Here is a 17,075-nt window from a genome sequence, read left to right as displayed (position 1 = left end):
AAATGACAAAATCATTTATACAACGCGTACCAGCTCCAGTGGAGCTGGTACGCGCGTTTTCAGGGCATGCTTTTCTGGCATGCACGTTTTCCTTTATCGTTTTTTCTTCTCCTGTTCCTGCTCAGGAAAACGGGACTGAAGGGGCTTCGCGGCAGGTTGCTGCTGAAATCGAAGCAGAATCTGATGATCAGAATCCGGTGTCTCAGGATATTTTACCTCCCGATTCTATCGTGACAGCGGAAGAAGCTATCAGCCAGAAAGCCGCAGCACACAATGACAGCGCAGAACCGGAGTCTGTTGGATCAGCGCAGGTTAAGCCGGAGTCGGTGACCGGATGGCTGGAGAAAATGACTGCAGCGACCCGTACACTGAATTTTCAGGTGGCCTATGTCGTCAGCCGGTTAAATCAGGAAACTGTGCCCTATTTATGGCGACACGGTGTACTTGAAGACGGTACCAGCGTTGAGCAGTTGAATCTGCAAAACGGCCCCGGAAGAGAGCTCATCCGGGTAGGGGATGTGGTCAGTATATTTGAACCGGATACCCAGCCTTACAGTCTGCATTCTCAGTATATCAATGGTCCTATACCCGGAGAGTTGCTTTACGAACCGGTTTCTCTGACCAAAGGCTACGAGTTTGTGTCTGTGGGCAGAGCCCGTGTGGCCGGCCGGCCAGCTCAGCAGATCAGGATCGTCAGTCGTGATAATACCCGTTTCAGTTACCAGCTTTGGCTGGACGAACAGTCGGGGATGTTGCTGAAACTTAATACGCTGGATTTACAGGGCAATGTGCTGGAGCAAATTCAGGTTACATCACTGACAATGTCAGACACGCCGCCTGCGTACTTTGCCCGTGTGAACCGTGCTTCTCTTCCCAGGCCGCTGGCTTTGACGCCGTCCACAAACCGTCAGCAAGGATGGGAAGTCGATTATCTTCCTGATGGTATGGTCGAAGTGAAAAGAGATATCCGCCGCCTGGCGATGACTGGGCAAGTGGTGGAATACAAACTGTTCTCTGACGGGCTGGTGGATGTGTCTGTATACGTACAGCCAGCCAGTGACGCCATCGGCTCCGATTTAGTCCTGCGCCATGACCTGAGTACGTTTCTGACTCTCACCGATGGTAAGGCCCAGGTAACAGTCATCGGGGAAATTCCTCTGCAGACGGCCAATGCTATTGCCACTTCTTTGAAGCTCAAAGAGGTCAGCGGTGATTAAAGAAACCGCTACGGTTATTGCGGTTGACGGTGATGTGATCACCGTCGAAGCCGCTATCAAAACCACCTGTTCATCCTGTCAGGCACAATCTGACTGTGGCTCCGGTGTTATTTCCCGCGCATTGTCGCCGAAAACCCAGCAACTGACCTTACAATCGCCGGTGCCCTGTAAGGTTGGAGACAAAGTCAGTATCGGCGTGCCGGAAGCCGGCATTGTGACTGCTTCTCTTTGGCTTTACGTCATTCCTCTCATTATCTTTATTGCCAGTGCGCTGAGCTTTACTGCACTGCTGCCGGCTGTGGGACTCAGCGGCGAATTTTGGGTTTTACTGGGTAGCCTGTGTGTCACTTTTCTCGCCTTCACGGTAATTTCAGGTTACCTGAAAAAGCGCGACCAGACCCGTTTCCGTCCTGTTATTCTTTCTTCCATTCCTGCTAACGGAGCCGTTCAGCGACATCAGCCCTGAGCTGAACCAGATAAGGCTTGCATACTGATTCGCTTTTCAGTGAAGAAATAGGTAAAATCCGCACGCTTTGCGCTGCCGTATTAACTTTCCCGGGCAGAAGTATTGTGGTTTTGCCGGTTCAAATAAAATCCGGTTTGTTTAACTTAATTCTCGCAGGACATTTTCCAGCATTATGCAACAGTCGCACATACGTAATTTCAGCATCATCGCACACATCGATCACGGTAAATCTACACTGTCTGATCGTCTTATCCAGCATTGCGGAGGACTGACTGACAGGGAAATGGCCGAACAGGTGCTGGATTCGATGGATATTGAGCGCGAACGTGGTATTACCATCAAAGCGCAAAGTGTAACGTTGAACTACACCGCGAAAGATGGTGAAACCTATCAGTTAAACTTTATCGATACGCCGGGACACGTGGACTTCACTTACGAGGTATCCCGCTCACTGGCAGCCTGTGAAGGTGCGCTGCTGGTGGTTGATGCCGGACAGGGCGTAGAAGCACAGACTCTGGCAAACTGCTACACCGCCATAGATATGGATATGGAAGTGGTGCCAATCCTCAACAAAATTGATTTGCCACAGGCTGAACCTGAGCGTGTAGCAGAAGAAATTGAAGACATCGTCGGCATTGACGCCATTGATGCTGTGCGTTGCTCAGCCAAAACCGGCGTGGGTATCGAAGACGTACTGGAAGTTATTGTTAACCGTGTTCCGCCGCCGGAAGGTGAAAGAAATGCACCGCTGAAAGCGCTGATTGTTGATTCCTGGTTCGATAACTACCAGGGCGTTGTATCTCTGGTACGGATTGTACAGGGCGAACTGAACGTAAAAGACAAAATTAAAATCATGTCTAACGGTCAAACCCACCAGGCGGACAAAGTGGGGATATTTACCCCTAAGCAAACTGAAACCGGTGTTCTCCGTGCCGGAGAAGTTGGTTTTATCATTGCCGGTATTAAAGAAATTCACGGGGCCCCGGTGGGTGATACCATCACCCTGGCACGTGAACCGGCTGACAAGCCGCTTCCGGGCTTTAAGAAAGTAAAACCTCAGGTTTATGCCGGTGTGTTCCCGGTCAGTTCAGACGATTACGAAGATTTCCGTGATGCATTATCTAAGTTAAGCCTTAACGATGCGTCGTTGTTTTTCGAGCCGGAAAGCTCGGCCGCTCTTGGTTTTGGTTTCCGGATTGGTTTCCTTGGCATGCTGCACATGGAAATCATTCAGGAGCGTCTGGAGCGGGAATATGATCTTGATCTTATCACCACCGCACCAACCGTAATCTATCAGGTTGTTACAACCAAAGGGGAAACCATACAGGTTGATAACCCTTCTAATTTACCGCCGGTGAATGAAATCGAAGAGATTCACGAGCCGATGGTAGAGGCAAACATTCTTGTTCCTCAGGAATACCTCGGTAATGTCATCACACTTTGCGTTGAGAAGCGTGGTATGCAGACCAGCATGACTTATCATGGTAAGCAAGTCGCGGTAACCTATGAAATACCGATGGCTGAAGTCGTAATGGACTTCTTTGACCGGTTGAAATCAACCAGCCGTGGTTTTGCTTCACTGGACTATAACTTCAAGCGCTTCCAGCAGTCTGACATGGTACGTGTTGATGTACTTATCAACGGCGAACGTGTGGATGCACTGGCCATGATCACGCACCGTGAAAACAGTCAGGGTCGTGGTCGTGAACTGGTTGAAAAGTTACGTGAACTGATCCCGCGCCAGATGTTTGATATCGCTATTCAGGCTGCTATCGGTAACCATATTATTGCACGAAGCACAGTTAAACAGCTGCGCAAAAACGTTATCGCCAAGTGTTATGGTGGTGACGTGAGCCGTAAGAAAAAACTGCTGCAAAAACAAAAAGAAGGAAAGAAACGCATGAAGCAGGTAGGTAATGTTGAATTACCTCAGGATGCGTTCCTCGCTGTTCTCAAGGTAGGTAAGTAATGGCAAATTATTTTTCAATTTTGTTGGTGATCCTGACAGTAGCAACCGGATTAATCTGGCTGCTGGACAGTTTGCTGTGGGCACCGGCAAGAAAGGAAAAGCTCGCAGGTGGTGAAGCGGTAGCCGGTGGTTCATCAACGGGTCCTCAAAGTGAGTTGCCCTGGCTGGTGGATACATCACAACAAATTTTTCCGGTCATCGCGTTTGTACTGGTGTTACGTTCATTTTTGTACGAACCGTTTCAGATCCCTTCCGGTTCTATGATGCCTACCTTACTGGTAGGCGATTTCATTCTGGTAGAAAAGTATGCCTACGGCTTAAAAGACCCGGTGTTCCGCACCAAGTTTCTGGAAACCGGTGAACCGGAGCGTGGCGATGTCGTGGTATTCAAATACCCTGAAGATCCGAATGTAGACTACATTAAACGTGTAGTGGGTCTGCCCGGCGACACCATTGTGTATCAGAACAAACAAGTTTTTATTAAGCCATACTGTGAAAGCGGCAGCGACTGCCCGAAACAGCAACCGGTACCTCTGGAATTTAAAGAGCGCGGCGAATTTGTGCAGGACATGGTGCCGTTGTTGCGCTACACCGAGCAACTTGGCGATGTGACCCACGACATTTTGCGCAATCCCGGACGCAGTATTCCGGCATCAAATTTTTACACGCAACCGGGTACCCGCAGTAATGAGTGGATTGTTCCTGAAGGACAATACTTTGTATTAGGCGACAACCGTGAAAACAGCCGTGACAGCCGCTTCTGGGGATTTGTTCCTGATGATAATCTGGTAGGTAAAGCCGTGGCTATCTGGATCAGTTTTGAGTTTGAACGTCCGGCAGACAGCGTGTTACCGGGATGGGTACCGACAGGTATCAGATTTAGCCGGATTGGTGGCATAGAGTAATGCAGGGTATCGACAGATACGCACGGTTATCAAAATTACTGGATTACCGCTTTAAAGACGAAGGTTTGCTTGAGCAGGCTTTAACCCACCGCAGTGCAGCGAAAAAGCACAATGAACGGCTGGAATTTCTGGGCGATGCCGTATTAGGCATGGTCATCGCAGATGCGTTATTCGCCCGTTTCCCGTCTGTACCGGAGGGAAAATTGACCCGCATGCGTTCAACCCTGGTGAAGGGCGATACCCTGGCCGAAATGGCGAAAGAAGCCGGCGTAGGTGAATTGCTTAAACTGGGGCAGGGTGAACTGAAAAGTGGTGGTCATCGCCGCAGTTCCATCCTCGCTGATGCTGTGGAAGCCATACTGGGTGCCATCTATCTGGATGCCGGAATAGACACCGTCAGCAAAGTGATTCTGAGTTTGTGGTCTGCCCGTATTGACCGGCTCGATCCGAATGAACACCCGAAAGACAGTAAAACCCGTTTACAGGAATATTTACAGTCACGCCGTGAACCTCTTCCGGTGTATGAAGTGGTAGGAATAAGCGGCAAGGATCACGCGCAGACTTTTGAAGTCAGTTGCACTGTAGCGCAACTTGAAAAGCCCGTTTTCGGCACAGGGAACAGCCGGCGTAAAGCAGAACAGCAAGCTGCAAAAGAAACGTTGGAGAAGCTTGAACATGCATCTGAATGAAGATGTTGATACCCGCTGTGGCCTGGTGGCCATTGTCGGCCGTCCAAATGTGGGTAAATCTACATTACTGAACCGTATCCTGGGTCAGAAAGTCAGTATTACTTCCAGAAAGCCCCAGACCACCCGTCACCGTATTTTAGGTATCGATACCGAGGCACAATGCCAGACAGTTTACGTGGATACGCCCGGGTTGCACCAGGACGAGAAACGGGCCATTAACCGTTACATGAACCGTGCTGCATCGAGCTCACTGGCTGAAGTGGGTCTGGTTCTGTTTGTGGTGGAAGGCACACGCTGGACCGAAGATGATGCCATGGTACTGGAAAAGGTGAAAAACAGCCGTTTACCCTGTTACCTGGTGGTCAATAAAGTCGACAAGGTAGAAGACAAAGAAAGTCTGATGGCTCAGATCCAGAAGCTGTCGTCACTGCACACGTTTGAGCATATTTTCCCCGTCAGTGCGAAAAACGGCAAGCAGGTGGATGCGTTACGGGAAACCGTGCAGCAGTCTTTGCCGGAAAGCGAATTTTACTTCCCCGAAGATTACATTACCGACCGTTCGAGCCGATTCATGGCGGCGGAAATTATCCGTGAAAAACTGATGCGCTTCACCGGTGATGAACTGCCTTATTCCACTACGGTTGAAATAGAACAATTCAAAATGATGGAAAACGGGGTATACCGTATTAACGGTCTTATCCTGGTTGAGCGTGACAGCCAGAAACGCATGGTCATCGGCAAAGCCGGAAATCATATTAAAACTATCGGCGAGCAGGCCCGCAAAGATATGGAAAACCTGTTCGACAACAAAGTGTTTCTTGAACTTTGGGTTAAAGTGAAACAAGGCTGGGCGGACGATGACCGGGCCTTGCGTTCATTAGGCTACGGCGACGATTAATCTACTTTTTGTTTCACCGTTGTAAGGAGGTGCTATGTCTCTTTCTGATATGCGGCGGCAATATTCTGCTGGCCGTCTGGATGATACTCAGTTAACTGAGCATCCGGTAGCGTTGTTCCGGCAGTGGCTGAACGATGCCATTAACGCAAATATTCCGGATCCTACAGCCATGACTGTGGCAACTGTAGACAGCAGCGGGCAACCATCCCAGCGTATTGTGCTGCTGAAAGATGTGAGTGAAGAAGGCTTTTTATTCTATACCAACCTTGGCAGCCGTAAGGCCAGAGAGCTGGGACAGAATAATAAAATCTCTCTGCATTTTCCCTGGTTTTTCATGGAGCGGCAGGTGCGGGTATGCGGCGTGGCCGAAAAATTGAGTACTGCGGAAAATGCAAAGTACTTCTTTTCCCGCCCGAAAGACAGCCAGCTGGCAGCTTATGCGTCAAAACAAAGTCAACCCATTGCAACCCGTGAATTGCTGATGACACAATTTCAGCAATTAAAAAACAAGTTTGCTAATAAAGAACTTCCTGTGCCGGATTTCTGGGGAGGTTTCCGTGTAAAGCCGCATCAGATTGAATTCTGGCAGGGTGGTGAAGACCGGCTTCACGATCGTTTCGAATACAATAAAACAGAAGACGGTACATGGAGTACTCAGCGGCTTATGCCCTGAGATATGCCCGCAACATGATAGACAGCCACTGTCACCTCGATTTACCCGCCTTTGAACACGACCTGAATGGTGTGCTTAAACGGGCAGGGGAGGCAGGGGTCAGTGGCTTCCTGATCCCCGGCACCACACCGGCAGGCTGGGAAATACAGCTTGCCATTCAGGCCCGACATTCTGATATCTTCCTCGCTTTTGGCATCCATCCCTGGTTTATTCGCGGCTCCCTTGATGATGCTGTGTCAAAATTGCAAAAGGCGGTCGCAGAACACCGCCAGTCAGTATGCGCTATCGGCGAAATTGGTCTCGATGCCACAATAGAACTGCCTCTTGCGGAACAGGAGAAGTGGTTACTCGCACAACTGGACGTGGCAAAGCAGTGTGAATTACCGGTTATCCTTCACCACCTTAAAACTCATCATCGTTTGCCCGCAATGATTAAACAGGCAGGCTTTTCCTGTGGCGGTGTGGTGCATGCTTTTTCCGGCAATGCACAGGTCGCTGCTCAGTATGTTGAAATGGGCTTTAAATTAGGTGCAGGGGGCACAATTACCTATCCCCGTGGTAAGAAAACACTGGATGCTCTGGTTGAGACGGGGCTGGATAATATTCTGCTGGAAACCGATTCTCCGGACATGCCCCTGCTAGGGTTTCAGGGGCAACGGAATGAACCGGCGCGGCTGGTGCAAATTGCACAGGTGCTGGCAGAAGCATTTGGTGTGTCTGTGGCTGAGGTTACAACGAAAACCATTGCCAATTTCAGTGACCTGTTTGTTCAGCCCTGAGCTGCACTGGCTAACGCATTTTATTGATAAAATAGTAGCGGTATCGCCAGCCCGCTGCGGTCAGAATGCATCCGGCAAATAATCCGGTCATTAAGATCCCCGCCTGAATTGCACGTTCAGACTGCATTAGTGCGTATTCGTCGTTGAGAAGTCGGGCACTGTCAACGGTGATCTGCAACACGCCGGTTTGACTGCCGTTGTCGTCTGTTACGGAAAATAATCTTACCAGCTGATTTTGTTCCGGAGACTCTTCAGTTACTGAAGATTTCTGTGTCACCACACCGAGGCGTTTGCCTTTATTATCGAATACTGCCGCAGCGAGAATGAAGTTTGTTTCTGCAAGGCGGCTTAAATGTAGTGCAATGACATCGCCATTCTTTGAATAAACCGGACCTGCCAGAATAAGGGCGTATTGTTCGCCCAGCACGTCGACCGGGACTGACGCTGCCTGTCCCGCTTCACGTAAAGCATGCCGCGACTCAATCACACACAGGCTCACCAGTGCCATAATCAGCAGGGTGAATGCAGTAATGTGCACACTTCTGCGTTGCAACCAGGCAAACCAGTGTTTCTTTTCCGGGGCCGGTGTTCTCCAGGCCGCGTATTTATCAGTCATAGTCAGAGAAAAAGCGCATTTGCCGTCATAATACCGTTTTTGCCATCTTGAGCATAATCTATTCATAAATGGCAGTTTTCCCCGGTCACTGAATTCGCTAGGATACGCATACTTTGAGTAGCGGAACCTCTTACATTGAATTCAGTAGCTTTATCTTCAGTACATTCTCATGCTGCGCTAATAACTGCGCTGGAAACGCATCCCGCCGGCATCGTTTTTTCAGGCGGCCAGTGGCAGAGCACAGGTGCAGTCTCTTCAGACAATAATGACGCTGTTATCACTGTCTATGCGCCGGCGCTGACCGCCTGGCAACTTGAAAAAGTGTCTGACGCACTGGCACCAGTCGCAACGCTTTCTGGTTTCCGGTTACATGCCCTTAGCGGTAAGTTCCACGAAACCGTCGTAACGGGTTCAATAACAACGGCTGATGTGCCGGCGTTAAAGCCGCTGTTGGAAAAACTGGCTGAATCGTTGCGGGTCGATATAGTCGTTCAGGCTGCCCGGCCATCGTTGTCTGTGCCCGGTTTGCTGGTGATGGACATGGACAGCACCATCATACAAATTGAGTGTATTGATGAGATAGCCAAACTGGCCGGCCTCGGTGACAAGGTTGCCGCTGTAACCGCAAGGGCCATGCGCGGGGAACTGGCTTTCAGTGAAAGTTTAATATCACGGGTGGCCTGCCTGAAAGGTGTACCGGTTTCACAGCTGGCCCAAATCCGTGACAGTATTCCGTTAATGCCGGGCGTTGTACCACTGGTATCCGTGTTAAAAGAGCATGGCTGGAAAATCGCTATTGCCTCCGGCGGGTTCACTTATTTTGCCGAACACGTAAAAGAACGGCTTGGCCTGGATGCAGCATTCTCCAATACCTTGAAAACCGATGGCGACGTGCTTGCCGGAGAGGTGACCGGTGAAATCGTGGATGCTGAAGTGAAAGCGCGCACGGTTGAGTCTCTGGCCAGCGAATGGCAAATACCTATGTCACAAACCGTCGCTATGGGAGACGGCGCTAATGATCTGGTGATGATGGCAAAGGCCGCATTAGGCGTGGCCTGTCATGCTAAACCGCTGGTAAGGGAAAAAGCTGATACCGCCATCCGGTTCTCAGGTTTGCACGGCATGCTGTATTTGCTGGCTGAATAACAACCTGAAACAGAGCAAAGCGATGAAGGCATGCCGTGAGCATGTCTTCTTTGTTTAATTGTTGAGGATTTTTTCAATCTGCGCTGTCGATTCGCTGATGGCCTTTAGCTGACTGTTACGGGAAATGGTTGCTTTGTCATAGCCAAAACGCGTCATTACTTCGCTGGTCATGTCGACAAGGTGCACAGATGCGCCCATACCCCAGATCTTCTCTTCCAGTTCTTTAGCGCGGTGCAATGCGTACATGCTGACATAGCTTAATTCGGCTTGCAGCATGTCCAGATCCGGTTTACCTGTGGTCGTTAAAATAACCTGCATGGCAATAAAGTGACCTCTTGCCAGTGCTTCAGTGATAAAGGACTTTCTGGTGTCATCATTGGCAAAATCTTTATCCAGCTTAGGCAATATGGCCAGTTTGCTGTTTTTACGGGCCGGATCATAAGCAATAAAAAGCTCTTGCCGTAATGGTTGATTTTCCAGTCTCATGGTTTTAATGCCATGAAGCATGAGCGGAGCTTCCAGGTTCTTATCCCGGTAGAGAAACTCAACGTTGGTTTTACGACTGCCGGTGAAATGGGTCAACATGCGTGCTGATACAGAATTCACTCCGTTCATGACAGCCATATCCGCCTCGTAGCGAATACCATTTTTGGCCAGCAGAAAAGCGAAATTAGGTGTGTGACGGGCGTTAATACAACGCAGGGCATGACCGATACCCGGAATTTCTTCTTCTTCCGGATAGGTTTGCAGTGCCTGTTTGTTCTGCTTGATCAGATTATCAAAAAACTTTCTGGCTGCAGCGCCCGGTTCACCTTCGGCGGCACGAAGATGCACAATATTGCGGTCTGTATTGTAATAAACCACTTCGTAAATCAATCCAGTCACATCGTGCCTGGTCGTCAGCGCTTGCAGTTCAGGCAGCGCAATTTTCACCAGGCTGCCTTTTTCTCCGTCAAACTCGCCGGGAATTTCAAGGCGCAGGCCGGATATGGAGATATCTTCAGAAATCCCCTTGCACTGCATGGTTTCATTCAGGCCACTTAACACAACTGGCGACCGCAGAATGTAGCGGGTTTCCATCCGTTGTTCCTGAAAACGATAACGGTAAGGGCGGATAGGGGCAGGTTGCTTATTTCTGGGGTGAGCAAAAATGCGAAGATGGGCGAGGTTACTACGGTCAAATTTTAACGCCGCATATTGCCGTTGACCGCTTTCAGAGGTGACATCTGTAATATGCACAAGGTATTGAAGACGTTTTAGTTTTGCCATCAGGCGGGCTGAAGGCGGCGTGTTTTGTTTCTTTGCCACACTGCCTACGTCATCCGGAATAGAAAGCGGACAATGCGCTTCATCCGGTGACATGGTGCTCATTGTCAGTTTAAATACCCGCCAGCTGACTTTCCGGGAACCAAATCCGATGAAAACAGACTTGAGTGATTCTTTTTGTTCCAGTTCACGTGTGGACGCCGAGTAGAAATACACCGCACCGTTCTGGATGTGGGTGAAACAATAAACATACAGTTCGTTATGTTTATCTGCATCAGCCTGCAATTTTGCCAGTCGCGAAGGTTTCAGCAAATAGCCCAGTTTGATCTCACCGGTCTCATCCTTCCAGTAATCCAGGATATCCTTGTTGATGGTATTGAGCATGGCATAACGGGGAAGCAATGCGTCATTGATACTGTCGATGAATACCGGCAGCGACGGACTACAGGGGGAAATATACTGCTCTGCAGTTTTATTGATGATGGCATCAATGGTGTTCGTCAGGTTAACCTTATAACGACGTTTGTTGCCATGAATGAAGTTATCGAGAAACTTGTCGAATGACGGGGAAGGGAATTGACGGTTACGTTTAAGAATGAGGTAATAATTTGATTTTTCAAACTTGGTGGTAATGACTTCATAAACAATACCCGAGCGCTTATCCATGGCAAACTCATCTTCCAGGCCCCGGAAGAATATGTGTAACTTCTGTTCTGGCCGGAAGCGGTATTCTTTCGGTAACTTCAACCTGAGCCCTTCAGTAGAAATATCCACACTGCTGGCTTTGTACTGACTGCCGCTCTCGTCCTGTATTTCAACTGCGACAGCAAAGTTCATCCGTTCCTGATTACGGTGAGCATAATTCAGCAAATTGACAACAGGAATGGAGTACTGGTGAAGGTTTTCCTGCTTGGTTTCTGTTTCAGATTTAATCGTGCCCTGCAAGGCTTGTTGTTCAGCCCGCTCCCGCATCACCCTGAAGTTGTTTTCTGTTGCCATCACCGTTTCGTAAACACCAAAGGTGTAATTTCCGAAGATATTCACCTGGCGGTTAAAAACGTCTATGGCAACGTCATCGAGATAGTGCTTCCTGCCACGGTATTCGAAAAGCTTGCATTCACCGTCCACCTGACCGCGCAGATCAATTGAGCGTACACAGGGCTTGGCCAGTCTTTTCAACTCCATTTTGATGAGAAAGCGTTTTTCTGACGGAAGATTCTGCGTCAGTTGCATCAAAACTTGATTGAATTCAGGGGCGCCGATTGATGATTTCAGCTGCTCTATAATGTTTGCATATTGCTGAAGTTCTTTTTCCATTTTAACTACTGTTCTTAATTGGCTGCCCTGTTGTATTTCTTATCGGCAGACTTCGCTGAGACTGTAAGTGAACATTTACCCGGACTCCATCCCTACTTTAATCCGGTATGCAGTGCCTTCATAATAACGTTAGAATAGCGCAAAATAATACCTTTAAAATAATTCAAATGGCAAAACGTAAAACAGCCTACGTCTGTTCTGACTGTGGCGCAGAGTTTCCAAGGTGGCAGGGACAATGCAGCGAATGCAAATCCTGGAACACCATTTCAGAGTTTGTGGTTTCCCCTGCTAAAACAGCAAAGGCCGGATTCAGCGGTTACGCCGGTCAGACGAATGCCCGTATAGAACCTCTTAATGCCATCGATCTGGAAGCATTACCCAGATTCAGCTCCGGCTTCAAAGAGCTGGACCGGGTACTTGGCGGTGGCATTGTACCCGGCGCGGCTATGTTGATAGGCGGTTCACCCGGTGCCGGTAAAAGTACACTGTTACTGCAGGTGATGTGTCAGTTAGCCAAAGAACGTAGCGCGCTTTATGTTACCGGTGAAGAGTCGTTGCAACAGGTGGCCATGCGTGCCCAAAGGTTAGGGTTACCCACTGATAAGCTGATGATGCTGGCAGAAACCAATGTGGAGACTATCTGCGAGCTGGCACTGACACAGCAGCCTAAAATTATGGTTATTGATTCGATTCAGGTAATGAATGTGGCTGATGTACAGTCTGCGCCCGGCAGCGTATCGCAGGTGAGGGAAAGTGCCGCTTATCTGACCCGTTTTGCGAAACAACATCATATCGCCATGTTTATCGTTGGCCACGTAACGAAAGATGGCAATCTGGCCGGCCCGAAAGTCCTTGAGCACTGTATAGACTGTTCAATGATGCTGGAAGGCGAGAGTGACGGGCGCTTCAGAACATTACGCAGTCATAAAAACCGTTTCGGTGCTGTTAATGAGCTTGGCGTTTTCGGCATGACGGAAAGAGGTCTTAAAGAAGTCAGCAATCCTTCCGCTATTTTCCTCAGTCGGGGGGAAAATCAGGCTCCGGGATCCAGTGTGATGGTAGTCTGGGAGGGCACCAGACCGTTGCTGGTAGAGATTCAGGCGCTGGTGGACTATTCGCAGATGGCTAATCCCCGCCGGATTGCAGTTGGTCTGGAACAAAACCGGCTCGCCATGTTACTGGCAGTGTTGCACCGTCACGGTAATGTACAGATGAACGATCAGGACGTATTTGTTAACGTGGTGGGTGGTGTAAAAATTTCAGAAACCAGTGCTGACTTAGCCTTATTGCTGGCGATGGTCAGCAGTTTCCGCAACCGTGCTTTACCAAAGGATTTGATTGTATTTGGTGAGGTGGGTCTGGCCGGTGAAATCAGACCGGTACCGAACGGCAGTGAGCGGATCACAGAAGCCGCCAAGCACGGTTTTAAACGGGCTATCGTGCCTAAATCCAACGCGCCCAAACAGCCGGTAGCCGGATTGCAGGTCGTGCCGGTGAGTCAATTGTCAGAAGCGCTGGATGCACTCAGCTAAGCATTCAGTTGCCGGGATAGACTGCATTGAGCAGGGCGTCCATGTCTTTTTCGCTTAACGCATCGTCGCCGCTGTTCAGATTGATCAGGCGGCGCAGTTCGGCGAGACATTCCACATCGATGTGATCAACTTTACAGCCGATATAAATGACGCCGGCTTTTTGCGGAGACTGGCGGTAAAGCTGGATCAGATACAGTGTCATTAACGGACTGTCGGGATTTGCTTTAAACATCACTGTGTAAGGGTCGTGACTGTCGAAGGGCAACATGTCCAGCATGGCTTCTGCAGCGCTGAGGCGCAGGCCCTGCAGTGATACATCCTCAACAGTAACAGGTATGCTGTTACCATGGAGACTGAGCTCTCCCGGTACCTTTAAATCTACACGCTGAAACTGTCGTTTATCCACAATTGTTCTTCCTGATAACTTACCCCTTAATTATTAGTGTAAACAACGGGGTAAGGTCAACCTGATCGTTCAAATTAATCCTGTGAAAGCCGGAAAATTAATCAACCAGATAGTAAAAGCCCCGCAAATGCGGGGCCTGTGTATTACTTCTTCGCCATACGCTTATATTTCAAGCGGTGTGGCTCTACCACGTCCTGTCCGAAGTTTTCTTTCAGCCAGGTTTCGTAGTCGGTGTAGTTTCCTTCAAAGAAGTTAACTTTACCTTCATCGCGGTAGTCAATGATATGCGTGGCCACGCGGTCGAGGAACCAGCGATCGTGCGAGATAACCATGGCACAGCCCGGGAATTCCAATAAGGCATTTTCCAGTGCACGCAGGGTTTCAACGTCCAGGTCGTTGGTCGGTTCATCGAGCAGCAACACGTTGCCGCCGGCTTTCAGCAGTTTGGCCAGGTGAACACGGTTGCGCTCACCACCGGACAGATCGCCGATGAACTTTTGCTGGTCGCTGCCACGGAAGTTAAAGCGGCTGCAGTAAGCGCGGCTGTTAATTTCAAAGTTACCGATGCGGATAATGTCAGAATCGTCAGAGATTTCTTTCCACACGGTATTCTTGTCATTCATGTGGTCGCGGAACTGCTCCACACTGGCAAGATGAACGGTATCACCAATAACCACTTCACCTTCGTCCGGCTGCTCCTGACCTGAGATCATTTTGAACAGGGTAGATTTACCCGCACCGTTAGGACCGATAATACCGACGATAGCGCCTTTCGGTACTACGAAGTCCATATCATCGATAAGTACACGGTCACCATAAGCTTTTTTCAGGTGCTTCACTTCAATGACTTTATCGCCCAGTCGCTCACCCGGTGGAATGAACAGTTCATTAGTTTCGTTACGCTTCTGGTAATCAGACGTGGACATTTCTTCAAAGCGGGCCATACGTGCTTTCGATTTAGCATGACGGCCTTTCGGGTTCGAGCGCACCCATTCCAGTTCCTGCTTCATGGATTTCACGCGGGCATTTTCAGTGCGTTCTTCCTGGGCAAGACGGGCTTCTTTCTGTTCCAGCCAGGATGAATAGTTACCTTCCCACGGAATACCGTGACCACGGTCGAGTTCCAGGATCCAGCCGGCAACGTTATCAAGGAAATAACGGTCGTGGGTAATGGCTACCACAGTACCTTCATAGTCGTGAAGGAAGCGTTCCAGCCAGGCAACAGATTCTGCGTCCAGGTGGTTAGTCGGTTCGTCAAGCAGCAGCATATCCGGCTTCTCAAGCAGCAGGCGACACAATGCTACACGGCGGCGTTCACCACCGGACAGTTTGGAAACATCGGCGTCCCATGGCGGCAGACGCAGGGCATCCGCAGCACGTTCCAGGGCGTTGTCCAGGTTATGACCGTCCTTCGCCTGAATAATCGCTTCCAGCTCACCTTGTTCCTTTGCCAGCGCATCAAAATCGGCGTCTGCTTCGGCGTAGGCGGCATACACTTCATCAAGACGGGTAAGGGCGTGTTTTACATCAGCAACCGCTTCTTCGATGTTGCCGCGTACGTCTTTGGACTCGTCCAGCTTAGGTTCCTGTGGCAGGTAACCAATGTTGATACCCGGCTGCGGGCGGGCTTCACCTTCTATTTCGGTGTCCACGCCGGCCATGATGCGGAGCAGGGTAGATTTCCCCGCACCGTTAAGACCCAGAACACCGATTTTGGCGCCAGGGAAAAAGCTCAGAGAGATATCTTTTAAAATATGACGGTTGGGTGGCACAATTTTGCCAACCCTGTGCATGGAATATACGTATTGTGATGACATGTTCCGAACAGTGTCCTTGCTTCAATATAAGTAAATGATATGCCATCTATTGTACTCGCTTTGTCCTCAATCTGACCAGTAAAGCCAGCAGTGATTTTCAATGATGGGTTAATTTTGAACGTTTACATGGCGGATGGCAGGAAATTAATGGTGAGGGTCAGGACGAATCCGGGATTTTGCATTACCATACACACAGGAAATTGACTAACAGGTTAAGCTATGACGGCACACGCAAAACGCACATACACTTTAACTGAGCTGGCTGACCACGTGGGTGGCAGTGTGGCGGGTGATGAAGCCCGTATCAACGAAACAAAGCTGAGTGGTGTGGGCACTCTGGCCGGGTCCAAAGGCCACCAGATTTCATTTCTGACCAACGTAAAATATAAGTCGCAACTGGCTGATACGGCCGCCGGAGCGGTGATTCTGAATGAGAAAATGCTGGACGAGTGTCCGGTTCCTGCGCTGGTTCACAGTAATCCCCACGCAGCCTTTGCCCGCATAGCCCAGTTGTTCGACACCACACCTGAGGTGGCATCCGGAATCGCTGAAACGGCGGTTGTGGCTTCTTCTGCTACGCTGGGAACCAATGTGTCACTGGGTCACAATGTCATTATTGAAGATAATGTCATGCTGGGTGATAACGTCAGAATCGGCGCAAATACCGTGATTGGAAAAGGCACGAAAATTGGTGAGGGTTCGACCATTTATCCCAACGTCACCGTGTATCACGATATTGTGATTGGTAAGCGGGTGACTATTCACAGCCAGACCGTTATTGGAGCGGCAGGTTTTGGATACGCAAACGACAAAGGAACATGGCTGCCTATTCCGCAAACCGGCAGTGTACAGATTGGCGATGATTCACAAATTGGTGCTTCAAGCAGCATCGACCGTGGCGCAATGGAAGATACCATCATCGGTAAGAATGTGATTATCGATAATCAGGTACAGGTAGGACATAACTGTATCATTGGTGATCACTCCTGTATTTGCGGCGCTACAGGCATTGCTGGCAGTTGTCATATCGGCAAATACGTCATACTTGGCGGAGGCTGTGGTGTGAATGGACATATCAGCATTTGCGACAATGTGCAGGTAACCGGTTATACCATGATTGTGCAGGATATTACCGAGTCCGGCGTTTATTCATCCGGTCAGCCGGCCATGAAAAACCGCGACTGGCGTAAAGTGACTGTACGGACCCGTCAGATCGATGATCTCTTTAACCGTGTGAAAGCGCTGGAAAAAGGTTAAATCTTTCTGAATTGTAATTAAACGTTATATATGGCCGCAGGCCGCGGCGTATAAGCGGTAGGGCAGTGTTAAGAAATGCTGCCGCTGCGGATATAAACGAAACGGGCATAAAGCAGTATACA

General features: G+C 49.5%; 15 protein-coding genes. 11 read left to right on the top strand and 4 right to left on the bottom strand.

The genetic code is table 11. The features are described 5' to 3' along the window. Nucleotides 1-2: 2 nt before the first annotated feature. The 8 genes from ACXAG2_RS20020 to ACXAG2_RS19985 all read left to right on the top strand — a co-directional run bounded on the left by ACXAG2_RS20020 (nucleotide 3) and on the right by ACXAG2_RS19985 (nucleotide 7,596). A complete protein-coding gene (locus ACXAG2_RS20020; protein WP_474869932.1) occupies nucleotides 3-1,217 on the top strand; it encodes a MucB/RseB C-terminal domain-containing protein in 1,215 nt (404 codons plus the stop codon). Beyond that, nucleotides 1,210-1,683, top strand: a complete 474-nt coding sequence (locus ACXAG2_RS20015) for a SoxR reducing system RseC family protein (RefSeq protein ID WP_474842493.1) — start codon at nucleotides 1,210-1,212, stop codon at nucleotides 1,681-1,683. The genes ACXAG2_RS20020 and ACXAG2_RS20015 overlap by 8 nt, the downstream gene beginning before the upstream one ends. A gap of 172 nt (nucleotides 1,684-1,855) precedes the next feature. Continuing rightward, on the top strand, nucleotides 1,856-3,652 hold the full coding sequence (gene lepA / locus ACXAG2_RS20010; RefSeq protein ID WP_474842491.1) for a translation elongation factor 4: 1,797 nt from the start codon (nucleotides 1,856-1,858) through the stop codon (nucleotides 3,650-3,652). Next, nucleotides 3,652-4,557 carry a signal peptidase I gene (gene lepB / locus ACXAG2_RS20005; protein ID WP_474869930.1) on the top strand — a complete coding sequence of 302 codons (906 nt, stop codon included), beginning with the start codon at nucleotides 3,652-3,654 and terminating at the stop codon, nucleotides 4,555-4,557. The genes lepA and lepB overlap by 1 nt, the downstream gene beginning before the upstream one ends. Beyond that, the gene (gene rnc / locus ACXAG2_RS20000) at nucleotides 4,557-5,246 is read left to right on the top strand and encodes a ribonuclease III (protein ID WP_119501940.1); all 690 of its coding nucleotides are present in this window, start codon (nucleotides 4,557-4,559) and stop codon (nucleotides 5,244-5,246) included. The genes lepB and rnc overlap by 1 nt, the downstream gene beginning before the upstream one ends. Next, entirely contained in the window at nucleotides 5,233-6,144 is a 912-nt protein-coding gene (era, locus tag ACXAG2_RS19995; RefSeq protein WP_119501939.1) for a GTPase Era, read from the top strand. The genes rnc and era overlap by 14 nt, the downstream gene beginning before the upstream one ends. A gap of 34 nt (nucleotides 6,145-6,178) precedes the next feature. After that, nucleotides 6,179-6,817: a pyridoxamine 5'-phosphate oxidase gene (pdxH, locus tag ACXAG2_RS19990; protein WP_119501938.1), complete on the top strand. Its 639-nt coding sequence runs from the start codon at nucleotides 6,179-6,181 to the stop codon at nucleotides 6,815-6,817. Continuing rightward, complete coding sequence (locus tag ACXAG2_RS19985; RefSeq protein WP_474869927.1) at nucleotides 6,790-7,596, top strand: TatD family hydrolase; 807 nt, start codon at nucleotides 6,790-6,792, stop codon at nucleotides 7,594-7,596. The genes pdxH and ACXAG2_RS19985 overlap by 28 nt, the downstream gene beginning before the upstream one ends. Nucleotides 7,597-7,606: 10 nt before the next feature. Here the strand turns inward: ACXAG2_RS19985 and ACXAG2_RS19980 are convergent, their stop codons facing one another. After that, the gene (locus ACXAG2_RS19980) at nucleotides 7,607-8,278 is read right to left on the bottom strand and encodes a hypothetical protein (protein ID WP_474869925.1); all 672 of its coding nucleotides are present in this window, start codon (nucleotides 8,276-8,278) and stop codon (nucleotides 7,607-7,609) included. A gap of 69 nt (nucleotides 8,279-8,347) precedes the next feature. On the opposite strand from ACXAG2_RS19980, the gene serB reads away from it, so the two are divergent. Next, nucleotides 8,348-9,358, top strand: coding sequence for a phosphoserine phosphatase SerB (gene serB / locus ACXAG2_RS19975; RefSeq protein WP_474869922.1), 1,011 nt, complete (start codon nucleotides 8,348-8,350; stop codon nucleotides 9,356-9,358). A 54-nt stretch (nucleotides 9,359-9,412) separates the two neighbouring features. Here serB and ACXAG2_RS19970 read toward each other — a convergent pair whose 3' ends face one another. Next, on the bottom strand, nucleotides 9,413-11,941 hold the full coding sequence (locus ACXAG2_RS19970) for a PilZ domain-containing protein (RefSeq protein WP_474869920.1): 2,529 nt from the start codon (nucleotides 11,939-11,941) through the stop codon (nucleotides 9,413-9,415). Between the two features lie 167 nt (nucleotides 11,942-12,108). Here ACXAG2_RS19970 and radA point away from each other — a divergent pair, with 167 nt between their 5' ends. Further along, nucleotides 12,109-13,473 carry a DNA repair protein RadA gene (gene radA, locus ACXAG2_RS19965; protein ID WP_474848059.1) on the top strand — a complete coding sequence of 455 codons (1,365 nt, stop codon included), beginning with the start codon at nucleotides 12,109-12,111 and terminating at the stop codon, nucleotides 13,471-13,473. A gap of 4 nt (nucleotides 13,474-13,477) precedes the next feature. On the opposite strand, the gene ACXAG2_RS19960 is transcribed toward radA, so the two are convergent. After that, complete coding sequence (locus tag ACXAG2_RS19960) at nucleotides 13,478-13,879, bottom strand: PilZ domain-containing protein (RefSeq protein WP_232373373.1); 402 nt, start codon at nucleotides 13,877-13,879, stop codon at nucleotides 13,478-13,480. 143 nt (nucleotides 13,880-14,022) lie between these two features. Beyond that, nucleotides 14,023-15,696, bottom strand: a complete 1,674-nt coding sequence (gene ettA / locus ACXAG2_RS19955) for an energy-dependent translational throttle protein EttA (RefSeq protein ID WP_119501932.1) — start codon at nucleotides 15,694-15,696, stop codon at nucleotides 14,023-14,025. A gap of 219 nt (nucleotides 15,697-15,915) precedes the next feature. Between ettA and lpxD the strand changes: the two genes are divergently transcribed. Next, entirely contained in the window at nucleotides 15,916-16,953 is a 1,038-nt protein-coding gene (gene lpxD / locus ACXAG2_RS19950) for a UDP-3-O-(3-hydroxymyristoyl)glucosamine N-acyltransferase (RefSeq protein WP_474869918.1), read from the top strand. Nucleotides 16,954-17,075: the final 122 nt, after the last annotated feature.

The organism is Alteromonas sp. ABH4_456, assembly GCF_056160645.1.
This window is presented reverse-complemented; position numbering and strand designations above follow the sequence as displayed.

Coding starts and splice junctions, on each gene's coding strand:
- ACXAG2_RS20020 (WP_474869932.1), top strand. CDS start 3: ATGACAAAATCATTTATACAACGCGTACCAGCTCCAGTGGAGCTGGTA.
- radA (WP_474848059.1), top strand. CDS start 12,109: ATGGCAAAACGTAAAACAGCCTACGTCTGTTCTGACTGTGGCGCAGAG.
- lepA (WP_474842491.1), top strand. CDS start 1,856: ATGCAACAGTCGCACATACGTAATTTCAGCATCATCGCACACATCGAT.
- ACXAG2_RS19980 (WP_474869925.1), bottom strand. CDS start 8,278: ATGAATAGATTATGCTCAAGATGGCAAAAACGGTATTATGACGGCAAA.
- lepB (WP_474869930.1), top strand. CDS start 3,652: ATGGCAAATTATTTTTCAATTTTGTTGGTGATCCTGACAGTAGCAACC.
- ettA (WP_119501932.1), bottom strand. CDS start 15,696: ATGTCATCACAATACGTATATTCCATGCACAGGGTTGGCAAAATTGTG.
- era (WP_119501939.1), top strand. CDS start 5,233: ATGCATCTGAATGAAGATGTTGATACCCGCTGTGGCCTGGTGGCCATT.
- pdxH (WP_119501938.1), top strand. CDS start 6,179: ATGTCTCTTTCTGATATGCGGCGGCAATATTCTGCTGGCCGTCTGGAT.
- ACXAG2_RS19970 (WP_474869920.1), bottom strand. CDS start 11,941: ATGGAAAAAGAACTTCAGCAATATGCAAACATTATAGAGCAGCTGAAA.
- lpxD (WP_474869918.1), top strand. CDS start 15,916: ATGACGGCACACGCAAAACGCACATACACTTTAACTGAGCTGGCTGAC.
- rnc (WP_119501940.1), top strand. CDS start 4,557: ATGCAGGGTATCGACAGATACGCACGGTTATCAAAATTACTGGATTAC.
- ACXAG2_RS19985 (WP_474869927.1), top strand. CDS start 6,790: ATGGAGTACTCAGCGGCTTATGCCCTGAGATATGCCCGCAACATGATA.